The organism is Actinomyces sp. W5033, assembly GCF_051303165.1.
In genome coordinates, this window is record NZ_JBPPGD010000003.1 from 75,890 (window position 1) to 89,821 (window position 13,932).

Annotated in this window: 11 protein-coding genes; 6 read left to right on the forward strand and 5 right to left on the reverse strand. The window is 71.7% G+C overall.

What is annotated here, in order from left to right; genetic code table 11:
* The first annotated feature begins 81 nt into the window (after nt 1-81).
* Genes ACSJJR_RS02830 through ACSJJR_RS02840 form a run of 3 tightly spaced genes read left to right on the forward strand, consistent with a single transcriptional unit; the run spans nt 82 to nt 3,370 of the window.
* The gene (locus ACSJJR_RS02830) at nt 82-1,725 is read left to right on the forward strand and encodes a cation:proton antiporter domain-containing protein (RefSeq protein ID WP_435941704.1); all 1,644 of its coding nucleotides are present in this window, start codon (nt 82-84) and stop codon (nt 1,723-1,725) included.
* Between the two features lie 44 nt (nt 1,726-1,769).
* A complete protein-coding gene (locus ACSJJR_RS02835) occupies nt 1,770-1,997 on the forward strand; it encodes a hypothetical protein (RefSeq protein ID WP_435941705.1) in 228 nt (75 codons plus the stop codon).
* Nucleotides 1,976-3,370, forward strand: coding sequence for a cation:proton antiporter domain-containing protein (locus ACSJJR_RS02840; protein WP_435941770.1), 1,395 nt, complete (start codon nt 1,976-1,978; stop codon nt 3,368-3,370). Before ACSJJR_RS02835 ends, ACSJJR_RS02840 begins: the two co-directional genes overlap by 22 nt.
* A gap of 75 nt (nt 3,371-3,445) precedes the next feature.
* On the opposite strand, the gene hisS is transcribed toward ACSJJR_RS02840, so the two are convergent.
* The 3 genes from hisS to ACSJJR_RS02855 all read right to left on the reverse strand — a co-directional run bounded on the left by hisS (nt 3,446) and on the right by ACSJJR_RS02855 (nt 6,450).
* A complete protein-coding gene (hisS, locus tag ACSJJR_RS02845; RefSeq protein ID WP_435941706.1) occupies nt 3,446-4,867 on the reverse strand; it encodes a histidine--tRNA ligase in 1,422 nt (473 codons plus the stop codon).
* Nucleotides 4,868-4,958: 91 nt separating this feature from the next.
* Nucleotides 4,959-5,768: an MBL fold metallo-hydrolase gene (locus ACSJJR_RS02850; RefSeq protein WP_435941707.1), complete on the reverse strand. Its 810-nt coding sequence runs from the start codon at nt 5,766-5,768 to the stop codon at nt 4,959-4,961.
* A 28-nt stretch (nt 5,769-5,796) separates the two neighbouring features.
* Nucleotides 5,797-6,450, reverse strand: a complete 654-nt coding sequence (locus tag ACSJJR_RS02855; protein ID WP_435941708.1) for a DUF1345 domain-containing protein — start codon at nt 6,448-6,450, stop codon at nt 5,797-5,799.
* 185 nt (nt 6,451-6,635) lie between these two features.
* On the opposite strand from ACSJJR_RS02855, the gene ACSJJR_RS02860 reads away from it, so the two are divergent.
* Nucleotides 6,636-7,175, forward strand: a complete 540-nt coding sequence (locus ACSJJR_RS02860; RefSeq protein WP_435941709.1) for a class I SAM-dependent methyltransferase — start codon at nt 6,636-6,638, stop codon at nt 7,173-7,175.
* Here the strand turns inward: ACSJJR_RS02860 and ACSJJR_RS02865 are convergent.
* Entirely contained in the window at nt 7,111-8,844 is a 1,734-nt protein-coding gene (locus ACSJJR_RS02865; RefSeq protein ID WP_435941710.1) for an ABC-F family ATP-binding cassette domain-containing protein, read from the reverse strand. The two genes, ACSJJR_RS02860 and ACSJJR_RS02865, sit on opposite strands and share 65 nt — an antisense overlap.
* 341 nt (nt 8,845-9,185) lie before the next feature.
* On the opposite strand from ACSJJR_RS02865, the gene ACSJJR_RS02870 reads away from it, so the two are divergent.
* Entirely contained in the window at nt 9,186-10,721 is a 1,536-nt protein-coding gene (locus ACSJJR_RS02870; RefSeq protein WP_435941711.1) for a DUF349 domain-containing protein, read from the forward strand.
* Between the two features lie 244 nt (nt 10,722-10,965).
* Nucleotides 10,966-11,589, forward strand: a complete 624-nt coding sequence (locus ACSJJR_RS02875) for a hypothetical protein (protein WP_435941712.1) — start codon at nt 10,966-10,968, stop codon at nt 11,587-11,589.
* Here the strand turns inward: ACSJJR_RS02875 and ACSJJR_RS02880 are convergent.
* Nucleotides 11,580-13,910, reverse strand: a complete 2,331-nt coding sequence (locus ACSJJR_RS02880) for a RelA/SpoT family protein (RefSeq protein ID WP_435941713.1) — start codon at nt 13,908-13,910, stop codon at nt 11,580-11,582. The two genes, ACSJJR_RS02875 and ACSJJR_RS02880, sit on opposite strands and share 10 nt — an antisense overlap.
* Nucleotides 13,911-13,932: the final 22 nt, after the last annotated feature.

The window sequence follows — 13,932 nt, forward strand, 5'->3', positions numbered from 1 at the left end:
GGAATATCGGAGGCGGGCCCCGTGTTGGACCGGCCGGGCACTATGAACGACTGACGCCGGCCCGGCACGAGAGGCACGCCCGTGACCCCAGCCCTGTATCTGCTCGCCGTTGTCGTCCTGGGCTTCGCCGCCACCTTGCTGCACCTGCCTCCCCTCGTCGGCTTCCTGCTCGCAGGCTTCGTCATCGGCTCCTCGGGGCTGCCTGCCCTGCCCGTGGTGGAGGCCATGGGCGACGTCGGCGTCGCGATCCTCCTGTTCACCATCGGCCTCAAGCTGGACCTGCGCATCCTCATGCGGCGCGAGGTCATCGGCACCGCCGTCACCACGATGGTCCTGCTCACGGGCCTGGGCTCCGTCGTCATCGGCGGGCTGCTCCTGCTCGGCCTCCAGGTGGACACGGTCACCCCCACCGGGGTCCTGCTGCTCGGCTTCTCCCTGTCCTTCTCCTCGACCGTCGTCGTCATCAAGCTGCTCGAGCAGCGTGACGACACCGGATCGTTGTACGGGCGCATCGCCATCGGTGTCCTGGTCGTCCAGGACATCGCCGCCGTCATCTACATGACCTTTGCCTCGGAGCGCACCCCGAGCCCCTGGGCGCTGGCCCTCGTCCTGCTGTGGCCTGCGGCCCGGCTCCTGGGCCTCGTGCTCAACCGCATCGACCACCGTGAGATGCGGACCTTGTTCGGTATCGCCGTCGCCCTCCTGCCCGGGTACCTCCTCTTCGACGCCCTGGGGGTGGACGGCGACCTCGGGGCCCTCATCATGGGTGCCCTCATGGCCTCGCACCCGGCCGCCAAGGAGCTGTCCAGCTCCCTGTTCACCATCAAGGAGCTGCTCCTCGTCGGCTTCTTCCTCACCATCGGCATGGACGGTGTCCCCGGCGCCGGTGCCTTCCTCCTCGCGGGCGTCCTTCTCGCCCTCGTGCCCCTGCGGGCTGTCGTCTACACCGTGACGGTGCGCGTGCTGCGCATGAGACGACGCACCAGCGCCCTCACCGGCCTGGCGATGACCGCCTACTCCGAGTTCGCGCTCATCGTCGTCGCCGTCGCCGTCGACCACGGCGTCCTCGGGCACGAGTGGACCGCAGCGGTCTCACTCGCCCTGGCCCTGTCCTTCGTCCTGTCGGCCGTCGTCAACCGGCGGCCCACCGCTCTCATCGCCTGGATCACCCACCTCATTCCCCGCCGTCCCTCCAGCACCCTGCACCCCGAGGAGCGGCCGCTCGACCTCACCGGGGTCCAGACCGTCATCTTCGGCATGGGCCGCATCGGCCGCGCCACCTACGCGCGCCTGTACGCCGACGGCGCCCACGGCGTGCTCGGCATCGACAATGACGCCGCAAAGGTGGAGCGCCTCGCCGCTAAGGGCTACAACGTCCTCGAGGCCGACGCCACCGACCAGGAGTTCTGGGAGTGCCTGGACGCTGTGCACGCCACCAAGGCCGTCCTCGCGATGCCGGACCCTGGCGCCAACCTCCACGTCATCGAGTGGCTGGGCCGCAGGAGCTTTGCCGGCCGGGTCCTGGCCATCGCCAGCTACGACGACGAGGCGGAGCAGCTGCGCGCCAAGGGCGTTGACGTCGTCATTAACGTCTACGACGGACTGGGCTCCTCCCTCGCCGAGGCCGTCGAGGCGCTCGACCCCGGTCCCGGCGGCCAGCCCGCCGCACCTCGGGCCGGGTCCACCGATCCCCACGGGCCCGCTCCTGGGCCCGCCACCGGCTGAGCCGCCCGGAGCGCGCCCCAGCCACCCGACTCCCGGAAGGACACATGACCGCAGCCGCCTACCTCCTGACCGTCGTCCTGCTCGGCTTCGCCGCCGCACTGCTGCGCCTGCCCCCGCTCGTTGGCTACATCGCTGCCGGCTTCGTCCTGGGGGCGACCGGGGTGCCCGAGCTGCCCTGGGTCAGCACGGTAGGTGACCTGGGGCCGCGCTCCTGCTGTTCTCCATCGGGCTGGATCTTGATCCCCGTGCCCTGTCACGGCGGGTGGTCTTAGGCACCGCAGCCGTCACCATGGTCGCCCTCACCGCCCTGACCGCCCTCGTCGTCGGGGTCGGCGTCGGCCACACCGCAGGCTGGGGCGCAGCCCTCGTCGTCGGCTTCGCCCTCGCCTCCTCCTCCACCATCGTCATCATGAAGATCCTGGAGGAGCGCGACGACGGCTCCGCCCACTACGGGCGCATCGCCGTCGGGACCTCCATCCTGCAGGACACGGGCTCGATCGTGCTGCTCATCTTCATCTCCGGCCAGGCGCCCACACCCTGGGCGCTGCTCCTCGTGCTCCTGTGGCCCGCCCGGTACCTCGCCGGCTGGGTGCTCTCACGCATCTCCCACCGCGAGATGTACACCCTGTTCGGCATCACGGCCGCCCTCCTGCCCGGCTACGAGCTCTTCGAGATCGTCGGCCTGCCCGGAACCCTCGGGTCCCTCGTCGTCGGCGCGCTGCTCGCCTCCCACCCCAGCGCCCAGGACCTCGCCCAGTCCTTCCGCCCGGTCCAGGAGCTCTTCCTCGTCGCCTTCTTCGTATCCGTCGGAGCCGCCGGACTGCCCGGAACGGGGGCCCTGCTCATGGGTCTGGCCATCATCGCCCTCGTGCCGCTGCGCTCGGCGGTCTACACGGCGGTGCTGTGGGCCATGCGCCTGCGCCACCGCAGCGCCGTCCTCACCGGCCTGGCGGTCGGCTCCTACTCCGAGCCGGCGCTGGTCGTCGCAGGAGTGGGAGTCTCCCAGGGACTGCTCGGCAGCCAGTGGCTCCAGGCACTGTCCCTGGCCGTGGCCGGCTCCTTCGTCCTCGCCAGCGTCATCAACAAGCGGTCCGGCCGCCTCGTCCAGGCCGTCTCCCACGCCCTGCCCGACCACGCCCCCGACGCCCTGCACCCAGCCGAGGCCCCGGTTGACCTCACCGGCGTGGAGGTCGTGGTCTTCGGCATGGGGCGTGTGGGTCGCAGCACCTACCGCCGGCTCGTCTCGCAGCTGCCCCGCCACGGCGAGGGGGCTGCCCTGCCCGTCCTGGCCGTTGACTCCGACACCGACAAGGTCCAGGACCTGGCGGCCATCGGCCTCAACATCATCGAGGGTGACGCCACTGACACGGACTTCTGGCTGCGTCTGGGGGCCGGCGAGGTGCGCGCTGCCGTCCTGGCCATGCCCGAGCCCGGGGCCAACCTGCAGGTCCTCGACTGGATCGAGCGCCACGGCTTCGCCGGTGAGGTCGTCGCGGTCGCGCGTTTCGACGACGAGGCCCTGGAGATGCACGAGCGCGGCGTGGACACCGTCATCAACGTCTACCAGGGCGTCGGCGCTGCCCTCGCGGACGCCGTCACGCTCCCGCGCGGTCCTGTCGGCGCCGGGGTACCGACAGGGCGCTGAGCCCTGCCAGGCGGCCCGGCCTGGCCGAGTCCGCGACCTGTCAGGCCGCCCTCAGCTCCGGCAGGCTCGGGCTGCTCAACCTGCCTGGTACCCCTCGGCAGCGTCCCCGCCCTGCCCGGCGGCGCGCAGGCGCGGAGCCAGGTCGGCGTCATCGACAGGCCGCCAGCTGTCGGCCCGAGCCGGGCACTGCTCGCCCGAGCGGATGTCCTTGACGGAGTCCGGCTCACCGTCGGCACCCAGGAACCAGACGAAGGGGATGCCGCGTTTGTCCGCGAACTTGATCTGCTTGCCGAACTTGGCGGCCGTGGGGGCCACGTCCGCGGCGATACCCCGGCGGCGCAGGGTGTCGGCGACGGCGTCGGAGGCACCGCGGTGCTCCTCGTCGGTGACGGCTACGAGCACCACGGTGGGAACGGCCCGGCTGACCTCGATGAGGCCGTCGGCCAGCACGCGCGAGAGCAGGCGCGACAGGCCGATGGAGATGCCCACGCCCGGGAAGGTGCGCTTGCCGTTGGTGGCGAGGTTGTCGAAGCGACCGCCCGAGCACACCGAGCCGAGGTCCTCGGCCCCCGCCATGAAGGACTCGTAGACCGTGCCCGTGTAGTAGTCCAGGCCCCGGGCGATCTTGAGGTCCGCGATGATGGCGCCGGACCGGCGCCGCCGCGCGGCCTCGAGCAGGTCCGTCAGCTCATCCAGACCGGTGAGCAGCAGCGCGTGGGGCTCGGCGCCCTCCAGGGCCTCAAGGACCGCTGCGCGCACGGCGGCCGGGTCCTCACCGGTGATGGTCGCCAGTCTCAGGGCGGCGCAGGCCTGCGCCGGCGTGACGCCCACCGTCTCGATGAGCTCGCAGGTGACGGCCTCGGGACCGATCTTGTCGATCTTGTCCACCACCCGCAGCACCTTGACGAGCTGGTCCTCACCGATGCCGACGGACTGGTAGAAGCCCTGGGCGACCTTCCGGTTGGACACGTGGATCGTCACCGGCGGGATCGGCAGGGCAGCCAGCGCCTCGCTCATGATGAGCGGCACCTCGACGTCATAGTGCAGGGGCAGGGCGCCGTCACCGACGACGTCGATATCCACCTGGTAGAACTCGCGGAAACGCCCCTCCTGGGGTCGCTCGCCCCGCCAGACCTTCTGGATCTGGTAGCGCTTGAAGGGGAAGGTCAGCACGCCCGCGTTGTCCACGACGTAGCGGGTGAAGGGCACGGTGAGGTCGAAGTGCAGGCCCAGCTGCTTGGACGGGTCAGCGAAGTCCTTCTCGTCCGGGTCCGCCTGCAGGCGTGAGAGCAGGTAGACCTCCTTGGAGGTCTCCCCCTTCTTCGTCAGCTGAGTCAGCGGCTCAACGGCCCGGGTCTCGATGCCGCAGAAGCCGTGGAGCTCGAAGGTACGGCGCAGCTGGTCGATGAAGGCCTGCTCGACGACGCGGCCCGCGGGGAGCCACTCGGGGAAGCCGGAGAGGGAGGACTGTGCTGCTCGCGCCTGTGCTGGTGACATGCGCGCATTGTGTCACGCGGCTGAGACGGTCATCCGGCCACCACGGCGGCTGCCGGGCGTGACAGTCGCCGCAGCCCCGGCCTGGCTCCGCTCAGACCCGCCGGTCTCCTCCACGCACCTTGGCCTCAGCCAGGTACGGGTTACCGCGGTGCTCGTGCTCCATGGTCGTCACCGCGCCGTGGCCCGGCAGCAGCACCGTCTCCGGGTTGACGGCGCTCGCCAGGAAGCGCAGCGTCGCCCACATCTGCACCTGGTCGCCACCGGGCAGGTCCGTGCGTCCCACGCTGCCCTTGAAGATGACGTCGCCGGACAGCGCCACGAGGTAGTCCCGCTCCTCCACCGTTGACGGGTCATCGAGCACCTCGGCCTCGAAGAGCAGCTGGTTGTCACCCAGGCGGGCGTTGAGGAAGAACAACGAGGACCCCTCGGTGTGCCCCGGCGCCGCCACCGCCTGCAACCCCACCCCGGGCACCACCTCGAAGGCGCGGGTGAAGCCCTCGGCGGGGAAGACCCGCACATCCGCCGGCACCTGCCAGGCGGTGCCGGCCATCTCGGCGAAGCCCATGCCACCAGCGCGGATACCCGTCGTCGTGTCCGGGTCCTCCAGACGGTACAGGTCCGGCTCGGGCACGTACACGGGGACTGTGACGGCGTCGTCGCTGGCGAGCAGGCCCTCGGCGTGGGCGGCGTCGATGAGCCGCTGCGTGTCCCACACATGGTCGGCGTGGGCGTGGGTGAGTAGGACCGCGCCGAGCGTCAGCTGCTGGGAGCGCAGCAGCGCCAAGGCCCCCCGGGCCGCACCGGCTCCCGGGTCGACGACGACGGCCGGCCGGCCCGGCCCCGCGGCCAGGACGTAGCAGTTGGCCCCGAAGACGGCGGCGAGAGTGCGCTCAAGGATCATGTGCCAAGACTATCCAGACCGGCCGGGGCTAACTGCCGAGCACCTGCTGGAGCACCTGGATGGCCACGGCGACGACGAGGGCGTTGTAGAAGAAGCTGAGGATGCCGTGCACAACGACGACGCGACGTACGAGGGGCGAGCGGGCCGTGACGTCCGAGGTCGCAAATGAGGTCCCCACCGTGACGGAGAAGTAGAGGTAGTCGATGCGTCCCGGCTCCTCAGTGTCGGGGAAGGACAGAGCCGTGGGGTGATGTAAGCAGACGATCTCATAGATGTCCGCGAACCCAACGTGCAGCAGCAGCCAGGAGATGACGACACCCGACGAGGCGAGCAGCGCCAGCACCATCGCGCTGTCGTCGGTCGCGGCACTGGCCCGGGCTTGGAGCGCGGCGAAGGCGCAGGCGAAGCCGACCGCGGAGGCCAGCAGTGGTAGGAGCCAGGCACCGGCATAGGCACCCGGGTAGCCCTCCATATCCGGCACACGACGCGGAGCGTCTGCACGGGCGTCGCGCCCGGCCGTGCGCCAGGCGCGCACCGCACCCACGAGCAGATAGCCGAGGCACACAACCTCCCAAAGGACCAGCACCTCGCCGCGCCCGTTGACAAGGTAGGCGGTCGCTGACGCCGCGATGACGATCTCCACCGCCAGCTCGGTCGCACGGACCACCGTCTCGAGTCTCATGGTTGCGGCGTGCCACACCCGCGCGCCGGGTCGCCGTCGCCCACCCGATGGCGAAGCGATCTGACGGTTGGTGCGCCAGCCTGGACGCGCGGCACATCATGGTGCCCATGTGCACGACCGGCCCCGTACCCTCCCCGTTCCGGCGTCCGGGAGACAACCTCCTAGGGCACCTGACCCTCCTGGCCATGAACCTCGCCCACGGCGCGCTGCACCGGTGGGGCCTGGCGGCCGCGCAGGTCGGCGAGCAGGACCGTGCCCTGGACATCGGCTGCGGGGGCGGCGCCGTCGTCCACCGGCTCCTGCGTGCCACCCGGCGCGAGGTCGGCGGCGTCGACCACTCGGCCACCGCCCTGGTGCACACGCGCAGGCTCTGCCCGGACGCCATCGCCTCGGGGCGGCTGCGCGTGTACGAGACGAGCGTGGAGGACATGCCCTTCGCGGACGGGTTCTTCGACGTCGCGACCGCCTTCGAGACCGTGTACTTCTGGCCCGACCTGCACGCCGGGCTCACCGAGGTGCACCGGGTGCTGCGCCCGGGTGGCCGCCTCGTCATCACCAATGAGGCGGCGGACCGCGCCAGTGCCGGCTCGTGGGCCGACCGGCTCCAGATGAACGTGCCCGACGGCGACGTCCTGCGCGAGGCCTGCGAGGCATCCGGCTTCAACCGGGTCGAGGTCGACCAACATCCGCGCCGCGGGTGGTTGCGCGTGACCGCTCAGGCCTGAGAGCCACCACCGTCTGCGGCGCCCACGGCACCATGCTCAGGCGTAGCCCCGCCCAGTGCCTGACCAGCCACCGGTCGTGGCTCGCCACCAACAGGGTCCCGCTCCACCCCGCCAGCGCCTCCTCAAGCGCCTCCAGGGTGTCCAGGTCCAGGTAGTTCGTCGGCTCGTCGATGATGAGGACCTGCGGCGCCGCCGCGGCCGCCAGGGCGAGCTGCACGCGCCGCTGGTTGCCGGCGGAGAGCTCGCCCACGCACCGGTTCCAGTAGGCGGGGTGCAGGACCCCGGCGCCGCGCTCGCCGATGCCCGTGGCCCAGGTCCGCTCGTCCAGGCCCCGGTCGCCGGGGCGCGGAAGCCGCTGGGGCACGACGGCGACGGTCCCGTCGAGACGGAGTGTCCCCGTGGCCTGCGGCGTCGGGGCGCGGCCCGTGGCAGCCCAGCGCAGCAGGGTGCTCTTGCCGCAGCCGTTGGGGCCGGTGAGCAGCAGGTGCTCGCCCGCCCGCAGGTCGAGGGTCACGGGGGCCAGGCGCCCGGGGACGGTGGCCCGGCGCGCGGTGAGAGCCATGCCCTCGCGGTTGGTGACGGGCGGCAGGTCGAGGTGCAGACGGTGCTCGCGGGGCCTGCGCACCTCGCGGGCGGTCAGGGCCTCCAGCTGGCGGTCGTCGTTGTGGGCGCGACGCATGAAGGTCCTCGAGGCCCGGTCGGCGAAGAACTTCTTCTGCGTGCCGGACGCCTCCCTCAACCGCACTCCGCCGCGGGCGATGTCCTCGCTGGCGCGCCGGTGGGCGCGGATGCCCTTCTTCTCCTTCTGCTGGGCGGCGTGCAGGTCGGCATGGCCGGCGCGGGCGGCGGCCTTGAGCGCGAGGTAGTCGGTGTAGGTGCCGGCGCAGCGCTGCACTCCCGGTAGGGCGCCGGCGCCCTCGGCGGTGGCCAGCGCCTGCCAGGGGGCGGTGTCGAGGTCGAGCAGGACGGTGGCGACGTCGTCGAGGAAGGCGCGGTCGTGGCTGGCGAGCAGCACCGGGCCGCTGAAGCCGGTGAGGAAGGCCGTCAGGTAGGCGGTGGCCTCGTCGTCGAGGTGGTTGGTGGGCTCGTCCAGGACGAGGGCCGACGGCGAGGCCAGCAGCATCGCGGCCAGCTCCAGGCGTCCGCGCTGGCCCGGTGAGAGGGTGGCCAGGTCGCGGCCCCGGCCGTCCGGCCCCGTGAGCACGCCCAGGCCGAGCCCGGCGAGGGTCTGTTCGACCCGCGTCTCCAGCCCCCACACGTCGGCGGCAGCCATGGCGGCCAGCAGGTGGTCGTACTCGCGGACCAGGCGCGCCTGGTCGGCTGCCGACGGCGAGGAGGCCACAGCGGTGGCGACCTCGTCGAAGAGTGCGGGCAGGGAGCGCAGGGCCGCGGTGGCGGCGTCGAGGTAGCCGCCGACACTGCCCGTCATGGTCAGCACGTCCGGGGCGGGGCGCAGCCCGACGTCGTCGTCGTTAAGGCCGGTGACGGCAGCACTGCCGGAGTCGGGGGCGAGGGCGCCGGTGACGAGCTTGAGCAGGGTGGTCTTGCCGCAGCCGTTGGGGCCCACGAGGCAGGCGCGCTCGCCGTCGGCGACGGTGAGGGACACGTGCTCGAGCAGCGGCTCGGCGGTGTAGGAGAAGGTGAGCTCGGTGAGGGTGATCGCGGGCATGGGGGCTCCTGGGCGCGGCGGTGCGGGCGGAGGCGCAGCCCTACTCCGGCGCGCAGGGCCGGAGGGGCAGGGGCTCAGACGATCACGGACTGAGACTATCAGGCAGCCTGTCGGCGGGGCCCGGTGGCTCACCCAGCCCACAGCGCCCTGTGCCTGTGCGCGGCCTTGACGATCTCACACCGCACGGGCACAGCACCTCGGATGGCGCCGACGCGTCTGTGAGCACGTAGAATCCCTGGCACTGCCTCGTACCGAGGCGGCACCCACCACCCGGCCTGGTGCCGGGCGCGAACGGAACGGACCGCAGCGTCCCACCCCGTCAACCCATGAAGGAGCACACCGTGACCGAGCAGACCCAGCCTGGCGCCGAGGCCGACGTGGACCTGGAGCCCACCGCCACGTCCGAGCCGACGTCCACCGAGGCCATCGACACCACCACTCTCCCAGACGCCCCCGAGCAGGCCGACGCCGAGGCCGACGCCGAGGCCACCGTGACCCCCGGTGAGCCGGTGCCGGCAGACGGTCCCGCCCCGGCTGTTGACACCCCTGCCATCGACGCTCCCGCCGCGACGCCCGCCTCCCCCACCCCGAGCGCACCCGCCGCCCCGGCCGAGCCTGAGGTCGATCCCCAGGAGGCGATGGACGCCGCCAAGTGGGGCCGCGTTGACGGTGAGGGCCGCGTCTATGTCCAGGACGCCAGCTCCGAGCGCGAGGTCGGCCAGTTCCCCGACGCGCCCGTCGCCGAGGCCCTCGCCTTCTACGTGCGCCGCTTCCTCGACCTCAAGGCCACCGTGGACCTCTTCGCCACGCGCCTGCCCCAGCTGTCCGTGCGTGAGATCGACTCGACGGTCTCCTCCCTGGAGGAGTCGCTCAAGGAGCCGGCCGCCGTCGGTGACCTCGAGGGCCTGCGCGCGCGCTTCGCCGCCCTCAAGGACGTCGCCTCCGAGCGGCGGGCTGCGGTCAACGCCGAGCGCGCCGCCGCCCGCGAGCAGGCGCTCAAGGAGCGCACGGCACTGGTCGAGCGTGCCGAGGCCATCGCCGCCCAGGACCCGGGCCGCACGCAGTGGAAGAGCTCCGGTGCCGAGCTGCGCGACCTGCTCGAGCAGTGGAAGGGCGCCCAGCGCCGTGGCCCGCGCCTGGACCGTCCCACCGAGGACGGCCTGTGGAAGCGCTTCAGCCACGCGCGCACCACCTTCGACCGCCACCGTCGCCAGTTCTTCTCCGAGCTCGACGCCAAGCAGTCCCAGGTCAAGGCCGCCAAGGAGGCGCTTATCAAGCGCGCCGAGGAGCTGTCCGCCTCCACCGACTGGGCGGGCACCTCCGCCAAGTACCGGGCGCTCATGGAGGAGTGGAAGAAGGCCGGGCGCGCCTCCCGTAAGGAGGACGACGCCCTGTGGGCCCGCTTCCGCGCCGCCCAGCAGGTGTTCTTCGACGCCCGCCGCGCCAAGGACGAGGCCACCGACACCGAGTACGCCGAGAACCTCAAGGTCAAGGAGGCGCTGGTCGCCAAGGCCGAGGCGCTGCTGCCGATCAAGGACGTCAAGGCCGCCAAGAAGGCGCTGCGCCCCATCCAGGACGCCTGGGAGGAGGCCGGACGCGTGCCCAGGGCAGCCGTGCGCCGCATCGAGGGCCGTATGCGCGCCGTCGAGGACGCCATCCGTGACGCTGAGAACGCCGAGTGGCGCCGCAGCGACCCGGAGACCAAGGCCCGTGCCGAGGGCCTGGCCGGCCAGCTCGAGGACTCCATCGCCGAGCTCGAGCGCGACCTCGAGGCCGCTCGCAACGCAGGCGACACCAAGAAGGTCGCTGAGGCCGAGGCCGCTCTCACGGCCCGGCGCGCCTGGCTGGAGCAGGTGCGCCTGTCCAGCCGCGCCTGACGCGCACAGCCGGGGCGGTGCTCCGGACGACGGGGCGGGCCCTGTCACCGCGGTGGTGGCAGGGCCCGTCCCGTGCGCGCGGGCCAGGACACACGTGCGCACCGTGGACGAGTCGGTTCCGTGTCCACAGGTGTGACGGGACGCAGCGTCGCTCCACAGCCGCGCGGGCACGGCTCCCGCTGCCTGTCCACAGCCCTGGGCGCCGTCCTCGTGCTCAGCGCACCCGGAGGTGCACGATGCGCCCATGACACCCCGTCGAGGCTCCCCCGCCGCCGCCGGGCCGGGCCGCCGCGGCGCCCTGACCGCTGTGCGCACCCCCGTCCTGCGTCCCACCCGGCCCGCGCTGGGACCGCTCGATCCCCAGGAGATGGCGGTCCTGCGCGACGCCCGCCTCGACACCAGGGTGCTCACCGACGTCCTGGGCACGGCCGTGCCCTCGGACCTGCTGCGCACCCCCGTCCAGCGGGCCCGCGCCCTCGCCCCGCTCGTGCCCCACGACGCCGTCGTCGCAGGCGAGGCCGCCCTGTGGGTTCACGCCGGCGGGCGGGTGCCCACGCGACTGTGCCTCATCATCCCCTCGCGCCGCGGGCGCCGACCGGGCACGCGCGTCCTGCGCGGATGCGTGCCGCCCTGCGACGTCGTCGTCATCGGCGCCCTGCGCTGCCTTCACCCCGCCCGCGCGGCGGTGGACCTCGCGCGCACCGCCGCCCCAGGACGTGCCGTCCGAGCGGTCCTGACCGCCCGCTCGCTGGGGGTCGGTCGCACGCGGCTGCACCTGGCGCTCACCCACTGCCGGGGCGCCGCCAGCCGTGGCCGGCCGCGCGCCCGCAGGATCGTCGACGCACTCGTGCCCCCGGCTCAGTCCTGACGGCGGGAGGAGGACGAGGAGGTGGAGCGGCGGGCCTCGAAGACGCCGTCGATACGGCGCAGGGAGGACAGCGTGTGGTCCAGGTGGCTGGCAGCGGCCAGCTCCACAACGAAGCGTGCCGTCACTACCCGGTCCCGGCTGGTGGAGATGTTGGCGTTCATGAGGTTGACGTGGTTGTCGGCGAGCACCCGCGTGATGTCCGCCAGGAGCCCACCACGGTCAAGGGCCTCGACGTCGATCTGTACGAGGTAGGCGGAGTGCGCGTGCTCCGCCCAGCGCACCGCCACGATCCGCTCGGGCTCTCGCTGGAGCTGATCCACGTTCTGGCAGTCCGCCCGGTGCACGGAGATCCCGGAGCCACGCGTGATGAAACCGACAATCGGGTCGCCGGGCATGGGCGTGCAGCAGCGCGCGAGCTTGACGTAGACATCACCCTCGTCCATGCCCTCGACGACGACACCGGAGTCGGAGTGAGGACGCTGGTGGGCCCTGGCCGCCTTCGTCGGCAGCACGCCCTCGGCCAGGGTCTCCTCCGTGCCGGCCTCGCCACCCATCGCCGCCACGAGCGTGTCCACGACGTGCTGGGCCGAGACGTGCCCCTCCCCGACCGCCGCGTACAGCCCGTCAATGTCCCCCTTGTCCAGGGTCTTGGCGACGTCCGTAAGGGACTCGTGGTTCATGAGCCGCTGGATGGGCAGGTCCTTCTTGCGCAGGGCGCGCGCGATGAGGGACTTGCCCTCCTCGATGGCCTCCTCGCGCCGCTCCTTGGAGAACCACGAGCGGATCTTGTTGCGTGCCCGGGTCGAGCCGACAAAGCTGAGCCAGTCGCGGCTGGGCCCTGCCCCCAGGGCCTTGGAGGTGAAGACCTCGACGCTGTCGCCGTTCTCCAGGCGCGTGTCCAGCGGGACCAGGCGGCCGTTGACCCGCGCGCCCACGGTGCGGTGACCGACCTCCGTGTGGACGGCGTAGGCGAAGTCCACCGGCGTCGATCCCCCGGGCAGGGCGAGCACATCACCCTTCGGGGTGAAGACGTAGACCTGCGTGCCAGCCATCTCGTAGCGCAGGGAGTCGAGGAACTCGGCGGGGTCCTGCGTCTCCTTCTGCCAGTCGACGAGCTGGCGCAGCCACGCCATCTCGCCGGCCTCCTCCTCGCCCTTGACGCGTGCCGGCGCCGGACCGGAGGCGTTGGGGTCCTCCTTGTACTTCCAGTGGGCCGCGACACCGTACTCCGCCATGCGGTGCATCTCGTGGGTGCGGATCTGGATCTCCACGGGCTTGCCGTCAGGACCGACGACCGTCGTGTGCAGGGACTGGTAGAGGTTGAACTTGGGGACCGCGATGTAGTCCTTGAACCGGCCGGACATCGGGGTCCAGCGCGAGTGCAGCGCGCCGAGGACCGCGTAGCAGTCCTGGATGGTGTCCACGATGACACGCACAGCCACAAGGTCGTAGATGTCGTCGAAGTCCTTTCCCCTGACGATCATCTTCTGGTAGATCGAGTAGTAGTGCTTGGGCCGGCCGGTGACGGTGCCCTTGATCTTGTTCAGCCGCAGGTCCTCCTCGATCTGCAGGCGGACCTGGCGCAGGTACTCCTCGCGGGCGGGGGCGCGCTCAGCGACCATCCGCTCGATCTCGTCGTACACGCCCGGGTACAGGGCCTTGAAGGACCGGTCCTCGAGCTCCCACTTGATGGTGTTCATGCCCAGGCGGTGCGCCAGCGGGGCATAGATCTCCAGGGTCTCCTTGGCCTTGCGGGCCGCAGTCTCCTTGGACACGTGCTTCCACGTGCGGGCGTTGTGCAGCCGGTCGCCGAGCTTGATGAGCAGCACCCGGATGTCCTTGGACATCGCGATGATCATCTTGCGCACCGTCTCGGCCTGCGCGGCCTCACCGTACTGGAGCTTGTCGAGCTTGGTGACGCCGTCAACAAGCAGGGCGATCTCGTCACCGAAGTCGGCCCGCAGGTGCTCGAGCGTGTAGTCCGTGTCCTCGACGGTGTCGTGCAGCAGCGCCGCCGCGAGGGTCTGCGGGGTCATGCCCAGCTCGCCGAGGATGGTCGCGACCGCCACCGGGTGCGTGATATACGGCTCTCCGGACTTGCGCTTCTGCCCCTCGTGGGCCTTCTCGGCCACCTGGTAGGCACGCACGATGAGGCTCGTGTCCGCCTTGGGGTGGTTGGCACGCAGCGCACGCAGAAGCGGCTCGATGGCGGCCGGCGTGGAGTGGCCGCGGGAGCCGAACCATGCCAGGCGGCTGCGCACCCGGGAGCCGGGCACGATGGTGTCGTCGCCTGCGTCTGTGGTGCTGCGCGTGTCCGTCATGCTCGGATCATAGAGCCACGCG

Excerpts from the sequence above, each read along its gene's own strand:
- ACSJJR_RS02835 (WP_435941705.1), top strand. The coding sequence starts at position 1,770 with ATGACCGCAGCCGCCTACCTCCTGACCGTCGTCCTGCTCGGCTTCGCC.
- hisS (WP_435941706.1), bottom strand. The coding sequence starts at position 4,867 with ATGTCACCAGCACAGGCGCGAGCAGCACAGTCCTCCCTCTCCGGCTTC.
- ACSJJR_RS02860 (WP_435941709.1), top strand. The coding sequence starts at position 6,636 with ATGAACCTCGCCCACGGCGCGCTGCACCGGTGGGGCCTGGCGGCCGCG.
- ACSJJR_RS02880 (WP_435941713.1), bottom strand. The coding sequence starts at position 13,910 with ATGACGGACACGCGCAGCACCACAGACGCAGGCGACGACACCATCGTG.
- ACSJJR_RS02865 (WP_435941710.1), bottom strand. The coding sequence starts at position 8,844 with ATGCCCGCGATCACCCTCACCGAGCTCACCTTCTCCTACACCGCCGAG.
- ACSJJR_RS02875 (WP_435941712.1), top strand. The coding sequence starts at position 10,966 with ATGACACCCCGTCGAGGCTCCCCCGCCGCCGCCGGGCCGGGCCGCCGC.
- ACSJJR_RS02855 (WP_435941708.1), bottom strand. The coding sequence starts at position 6,450 with ATGAGACTCGAGACGGTGGTCCGTGCGACCGAGCTGGCGGTGGAGATC.
- ACSJJR_RS02850 (WP_435941707.1), bottom strand. The coding sequence starts at position 5,768 with ATGATCCTTGAGCGCACTCTCGCCGCCGTCTTCGGGGCCAACTGCTAC.